Source organism: Alkaliphilus pronyensis, from assembly GCF_009017275.1.
GTDB classification, from domain to species: domain Bacteria; phylum Bacillota; class Clostridia; order Peptostreptococcales; family Natronincolaceae; genus Alkaliphilus_C; species Alkaliphilus_C pronyensis.
Map to the genome: position 1 here is coordinate 1 of NZ_WBZC01000085.1, position 5,793 is coordinate 5,793.

Genomic DNA, 5,793 nt, shown 5'->3' on the forward strand with positions numbered 1-5,793 from the left:
ACATCCCTTCACCGGGAACGAATTTCCGCCAAGGCGGTCTATCTTTTGGGTCCGGTACAGGGACGTCGTAAACACGGAAACGTTAGGTGACATGCTGTGATGTGCCGCCTTAATACAAGATTCATAGAAACAACTTTGAAATAATTGGTAGGAGGATAATACAAATTGGATATTGTAGATAAACGTAATAGACTTGAAGAAAAAATTTTCTCATATAGAGTATTTAAAGATAATAAGGTATTTATATTTTGGTATGAAAAACAAGTAATGATATTAAAAGGGAAAGAGAGCGAAAAATTTCTAGCTAGAGTAGCGAAAGCAGATGAAATAGAGTCGCAATTGATTATGGCTAAAATTACTGGGAATTTTAAACGTGGAAATGAAAAAATTAATAAACGGAGGTAAAAAATATGGATTTTAGAAATACGCTGGAACTACACCTAGATTCTATGAAGAATAAAAATCTAAACAAGTTTATATCAACAGTTAGACTTGAAGATATCATTTTAATTATGCCTAATGGAACTCTTATTAGAGAAAAAGATAAATTTTTAGAGTTGCATAGAAGTTGGTTTGAAGATAATGATTGGAGCTTGAATTATGAAATAATAAATATTGAAGAGGCTTCAGAAATGGCATATGCATTAATCAATATTAACTATAATGATTGTGATGAAAAAGGAAACATAATTAAGATGAATTATTTTTTAAATTTGATTTTTCGAAAATATGAAGGAATGTGGCTATTAATCTATGATCAAAACACTATATATAAATAATTTTTCAAAACTAATAGTACAGAGGCTTGGGCTAGCACGATCATCTAACAATGTGTTTACGGGAGGTGCTAGCTAGCACGTCTTTGGAGAAAAATGAGAGCACCACATCCCTTCACCGGGAACGAAGTTCCGCCATGACGGTCTATCTTTTGGGTCCAGTTCTAAGGCGTCGTAAACACTGGAACGTTATCCGACAGATGAGGCAAGTTCGCCGCGTCCTGCGACGATAGATATGGTTTAAGCGCAAGAACAGCTATCTAAATGTTCATAATTGAATAATAATGCCAATAATATTATTAAGGAGAGAAGTACATGCATAATAATAAAACTTATAGTAGACTGTATCGTGTTTTAGATACATGTATTGATATTGAAGCACCACCACGTATAGTTTGGGAAATGTTGGTAGACTTTAAATCTTGGGAATTATGGAATGAGTTTATTCCAATGGTTGAGGGAAATCTTCGAATTGGTGAGCATATGCGTATCAAGGTCGTTCCTCCAGGATTGAAACCGATGATATTTAAACCAGAAGTTTACTTAGTAAACAAATATGAAGAAATTCTTTGGGGCGGCAGTTTTCTCGGGGTCGTATATCGTGTCGATCATGCCTTTTTGCTGGAACCTCTTCCTGAAGGGAAGACGCGATTTAGGCAAATTGAAAGATTTCGGGGTCCGATGGTTTTATTAATGGGTAGCATGATAAAAAAAACGGAAATTGGTTATCATCAAATGAACCTTGCTTTCAAGAAACATGTTGAAGAAAAAATTAAGAAAAATGATGAAAGTTGATTAGCTTAAAATGAAATGAACGATGATTTGTTTTTTGAGAATAACCAATTATTGGGTGTGACGTCCTATCGCACTATGGCTTCGGGGGTCTCATACATCCGATAACAATGCATCTACGCTGTCGGCATAAAGCACATACCCTTCACTAACCAAGTCAGATAGATGGAAGCTAAGATAAGAGCTATCTAAGCGTCCAGCTATCTTGTGAAGCTCAGGAACGTCGTAAACACTGGACCGTTATAGGACATAGTGATATCGGGGCTTTTCTCTGGGGATCTTATTGTAAAGGACAAAATGATTAATTCAGCTATATTAGTTAACTAGGAGGTTTTTAAGTAGATGGTAATCAAAAACGATAAAGTTATATTAAGAGATTTTATAGAATCTGATATAGAAGATAGAATATATTGGGAAACCGTTGAAACTGAATGGCAACTGTGGGATGCTCCTTGGGAAAATGATGAAGAGTCATTTGATTTGGACAGTTATCGTAAGGAACGATTAGAATGGCTTACAAAAGAAAAAGATGAAAATAGAACACGTTGGGAATTTCAAATATGTGTTAACGATGAAAGTCGAAAACATATTGGTTGGTGCAATGCCTACAAAATTGATGATAATTTTAAATATACCAACCAAGATGGTCATTGTACTATCGGAATCGATATCCCTGACTTATCTTTACGACGTAAAGGGTATGCGACTGCTTCTTGGGATTTGTTCATCCAATACTTATCAAGCCAAGGAGTAAAAGACATGTATACTCAAACGTGGTCAGGAAATGAAAGAGTCATAGGTTTAATTAAAAAAGTTGGCTTTGAGGAGTGTAATAGAGAATATGGATTTAGAACTGCCAGAGGTCAATTATATGATGGACTAACCTTCAAGTTAAATTGGGAGGAATATAATGACTTTCACCAGCAAAATAAGCCAATAAATTTGGTACATGTTTAATTTACCAAATAATTATTGGAGCGAAAGACTTCACTACATCCTATAACAAAGTGTTCGCATAAAGGTGCTGGAAGCACGTTTTTCAGGCAGGTTCACCACCACACCTTCTCACTGCGTGACAAGCACCGCCAAGACGGTCTATCTATTGAGTTCAGCTCGATGGCGTCGTAAACACTGAAACGTTAGCTGACATAACCTATAAATAAAAAATAGTGGAGCTAAGCCACTGTAAATTAGTGAAAATTGATTTGAAGTTCTTTTCCAAGAGCATGTGCAATTTTACTTAAAAATTCAATACTTGGATTATATTCGCCACTTTCTAATCGTGATATTGCAGATTGTTGAGTTCCAACTATTTCAGCTAATTCTTTTTGGCTTAGCCCTTGAGATATTCTTAACTGAATAATTTCCTTTTTTATATCATAAAGCACTTTTAAGTCATCATATTCTTTTTTCACTTGTGAGGATTGAAAAAGCTTCTTTTTAACTTCTTCATGATTCATTTTTTTCACTTCCTTTCAAGTAGGCATCTATTCTTTTAGCAGCAACTTTTAAATCACTTTTTGGAGTTTTAGCAGTAGTTTTTCTGATTGCATGAAGCAAAACAAATTTACCTTTTGCAAAATGAAAATAGAAAATCCTAAAACATTACTGCTATGTTTTATTCTTAGTTCCCATAAATTATCTATACCTTGGATTTTTTTAGTGTGGGGCATACCGAGAGCTAAACCAAATTCAGATAGCAAATCTATCTCTCTAAGTATTTTGGCTTGTTCTTTTGGGGATAGAGTCGATATAAAATTATAGACTGGATATTCGCCTTTTTCAGAATAATATTCAACTTCATACAAATTAATCACCCCTGTTTATGAGAATATTATATCACGTATATGTTATAATAGCAATTAGGTGTAATAAATTAGAAGAGGCTATTTTAGAGGTTGTACTTGGTTACGATCAGCTAACACAGTGTTTACGGGAGGTGCTGGTAGGCACGTGTCAAGGGAAAGGTCAGCGCACCACATCCCTTCACCGGGAACGAAGTTCCGCCAAGACGGTCTATCTTTAGGGTCCAGCTCGAATGTGTCGTAAACACGAAAACGTTAAGTGAAACCCCTATATCGGATCAGGATTGTAGGGTCAATTGGATTGTCAGATGCTACCGAAAATCATACGAATAGATATAATTTGCTTTATGTGGGGTAAGGGAATGAAAACAATACCAAATTATTTATCATTCACTAGAATAATTTTTTCTTTAATTTTGATATTTGTTAAACCATTGAGCGTAACTTTCTACACTATATATATTATATGTGGATTGAGTGATATTATGGATGGATTTATTGCTAGAAGGATAGGAATAACAAGCAAATTTGGTGCAAGGCTTGACTCTTTAGCTGACCTAATAATGGTAGGGATATTAGTAATGATACTTTATCCTATTGTAAAACTTACAGATGAAATTTTGATTTGGATTATTTTCATTGCAATTATTAGGGTAACATCAATTGTTGTAGCACTAAAAAAATATAGAACCTTTGCAATTATACACACATATGGAAATAAAGTTACTGGAATAGTTTTATTCATATCTGTAACATTGCTTCCCTATATTAATACAATTGTGTTAATGTATATAATTTCTGTTGTTGCAAGTATATCATCAATCGAAGAGTTGATTATTCAGTTGACATCTAATGAATTGGAATTAAATAAACGAAGTATATTTCTAAAATGAGTACAGTTAGAAGTGAAGTGATGAATGGTTTTTACATTTAGTAGAAAAAAGTGCGGTAGGGTTGGGGCATCACTTAACAATGCATTTGCATAAAGGTGCAGGAAGCAAAGTATTTTGGGAAAGGTCAGCACCACACCTTCTTGCTGGGTGACAAGCTCCTCCAAGACGTTCTATCTTTGGGGTCCAGCTCAGGGACGTCGTAAACACGAAAACGTTATGTGACATGCTTAAATTCTGCGTTTTAGCTCTGAGTAAAAATTCTCACTTGTTCCTATATGAAGAACGTGAACTTGAATTTTATCCTTTACTATACGATATGCAATGCGATAATGTATCCCTTGTTGACGAAATTCAAGTTTTAGTAAATCAAAAATACACAAGTCAAAGAAATGCCTTGGTAAGGATTTTTAGATAATCTTTCAAGGAAGGTTATAACTCTATTTACTATTGGTTTGTCTAATTTTTTCAAGTCTCTTTTTACACTATTTGGTATAATATTTTTAAACATGACTAACAGTCCTCATGGATTAGTTCATTTTTTATATCATCAAGAGTGGTGTAAAGGCCGTTATTGATTTCTTCTTGTGATTCACCAGCCATTTTATAAAGGGCTTTAGCTAATTCTCTTTTTCGTTCAGGTAATTTTGCTGGGAGATCTTTTTCAGTATAACCTTGGTTGAGCAAATCTTTTTTAATTAGTTCTTCCAAATCAGAGAATATATCTTTCTTCACAAGAACTAATCTACCTTGATCATCAAGTTCAACGATTAAATTGTCTTTTGGGTGTTGTGCACGATCACATAACAGCATGTTTACGGGAGGTGCGGGGAGCCCGTATTGAGGGAAAGGTCAGCCCACCACATCCCTTCACCGGGAACGAAGTTCCGCCAAGACGGTCTATCTACTGAGTCCGGCTCAGAGACGTCGCAAATGCGAGACGTTATATGTCATCCCTTAGTTAATGGTGCTATGATAGTTGAGAAAATAGAGGATTGAGGTAATAATTTATATAATTGAATTACAAGATACTAGGGAGGTAGAAAAATGAAGATATTATTGTTGCTAGCAAAAGGTGTGGAACTAATAGAGGCAAGTGCTTTTATAGATGTTTTTGGATGGAATAGACATTATAATCAGATAGATACTGAAATAATTACCTGTGGTTTCAAAAGAGAAATATTGAGTACATTTAGCATACCAATAAGAGTAGATTTGCTAATTGATGAAATCGTAGTAGACGAGTATGATGCCTTAGCTATACCTGGAGGTTTTGGAGATTATGGTTTTTATGAAGAGGCATTTGATGAAAAGTTCTTAGATATAGTTCGAGAATTCAAAGATAAGGGTAAATTAATTGCTTCAATATGTGTAGGGGCACTTCCAATTGGCAAAAGTGGAATATTAGAAGGTAAAAAAGCTACAACATATCATTTGATGGGAAAAAGAAGGCAAAAACAATTGGAAGCATTCGGGGTAAATGTCGTAAATGAACCTGTTGTGATAGATGTTTATGGTAAGATTAAATTA

11 protein-coding genes are annotated in these 5,793 nt (G+C 34.6%); 6 read left to right on the plus strand and 5 right to left on the minus strand.

Features of this window, described 5'->3' with window-relative positions; translation table 11 throughout:
• Positions 1-165 precede the first annotated feature (165 nt).
• The 4 genes from F8154_RS14630 to F8154_RS14645 all read left to right on the plus strand — a co-directional run bounded on the left by F8154_RS14630 (position 166) and on the right by F8154_RS14645 (position 2,525).
• A complete protein-coding gene (locus F8154_RS14630) occupies positions 166-405 on the plus strand; it encodes a hypothetical protein (RefSeq protein ID WP_151862357.1) in 240 nt (79 codons plus the stop codon).
• 5 nt (positions 406-410) lie between these two features.
• Entirely contained in the window at positions 411-779 is a 369-nt protein-coding gene (locus F8154_RS14635; protein ID WP_151862358.1) for a YybH family protein, read from the plus strand.
• A gap of 312 nt (positions 780-1,091) precedes the next feature.
• Positions 1,092-1,571 (plus strand): SRPBCC domain-containing protein, encoded by a 480-nt coding sequence (locus F8154_RS14640; protein WP_151862359.1) that lies wholly within the window; start codon positions 1,092-1,094, stop codon positions 1,569-1,571.
• Between the two features lie 339 nt (positions 1,572-1,910).
• On the plus strand, positions 1,911-2,525 hold the full coding sequence (locus tag F8154_RS14645) for a GNAT family N-acetyltransferase (protein WP_151862360.1): 615 nt from the start codon (positions 1,911-1,913) through the stop codon (positions 2,523-2,525).
• Positions 2,526-2,758: 233 nt separating this feature from the next.
• On the opposite strand, the gene F8154_RS14650 is transcribed toward F8154_RS14645, so the two are convergent.
• Genes F8154_RS14650 through F8154_RS14655 form a run of 3 tightly spaced genes read right to left on the minus strand, consistent with a single transcriptional unit; the run spans position 2,759 to position 3,376 of the window.
• The gene (locus F8154_RS14650; protein WP_151862361.1) at positions 2,759-3,028 is read right to left on the minus strand and encodes a helix-turn-helix transcriptional regulator; all 270 of its coding nucleotides are present in this window, start codon (positions 3,026-3,028) and stop codon (positions 2,759-2,761) included.
• Positions 3,018-3,128, minus strand: a complete 111-nt coding sequence (locus F8154_RS15710) for a hypothetical protein (RefSeq protein ID WP_279237221.1) — start codon at positions 3,126-3,128, stop codon at positions 3,018-3,020. Before F8154_RS15710 ends, F8154_RS14650 begins: the two co-directional genes overlap by 11 nt.
• The gene (locus F8154_RS14655; protein WP_279237222.1) at positions 3,077-3,376 is read right to left on the minus strand and encodes a type II toxin-antitoxin system RelE/ParE family toxin; all 300 of its coding nucleotides are present in this window, start codon (positions 3,374-3,376) and stop codon (positions 3,077-3,079) included. Before F8154_RS14655 ends, F8154_RS15710 begins: the two co-directional genes overlap by 52 nt.
• A 359-nt stretch (positions 3,377-3,735) precedes the next feature.
• On the opposite strand from F8154_RS14655, the gene F8154_RS14660 reads away from it, so the two are divergent.
• Positions 3,736-4,266 carry a CDP-alcohol phosphatidyltransferase family protein gene (locus F8154_RS14660; protein WP_151862362.1) on the plus strand — a complete coding sequence of 177 codons (531 nt, stop codon included), beginning with the start codon at positions 3,736-3,738 and terminating at the stop codon, positions 4,264-4,266.
• Positions 4,267-4,493: 227 nt separating this feature from the next.
• Here F8154_RS14660 and F8154_RS15715 read toward each other — a convergent pair whose 3' ends face one another.
• Positions 4,494-4,646 carry a type II toxin-antitoxin system RelE/ParE family toxin gene (locus F8154_RS15715; RefSeq protein ID WP_151862363.1) on the minus strand — a complete coding sequence of 51 codons (153 nt, stop codon included), beginning with the start codon at positions 4,644-4,646 and terminating at the stop codon, positions 4,494-4,496.
• Between the two features lie 130 nt (positions 4,647-4,776).
• Positions 4,777-5,076, minus strand: a complete 300-nt coding sequence (locus tag F8154_RS14670) for a hypothetical protein (RefSeq protein ID WP_192930331.1) — start codon at positions 5,074-5,076, stop codon at positions 4,777-4,779.
• Between the two features lie 234 nt (positions 5,077-5,310).
• Between F8154_RS14670 and F8154_RS14675 the strand changes: the two genes are divergently transcribed.
• Positions 5,311-5,793: DJ-1/PfpI family protein (locus F8154_RS14675; protein ID WP_151862365.1), on the plus strand; the 483-nt coding region annotated here is incomplete at its 3' end.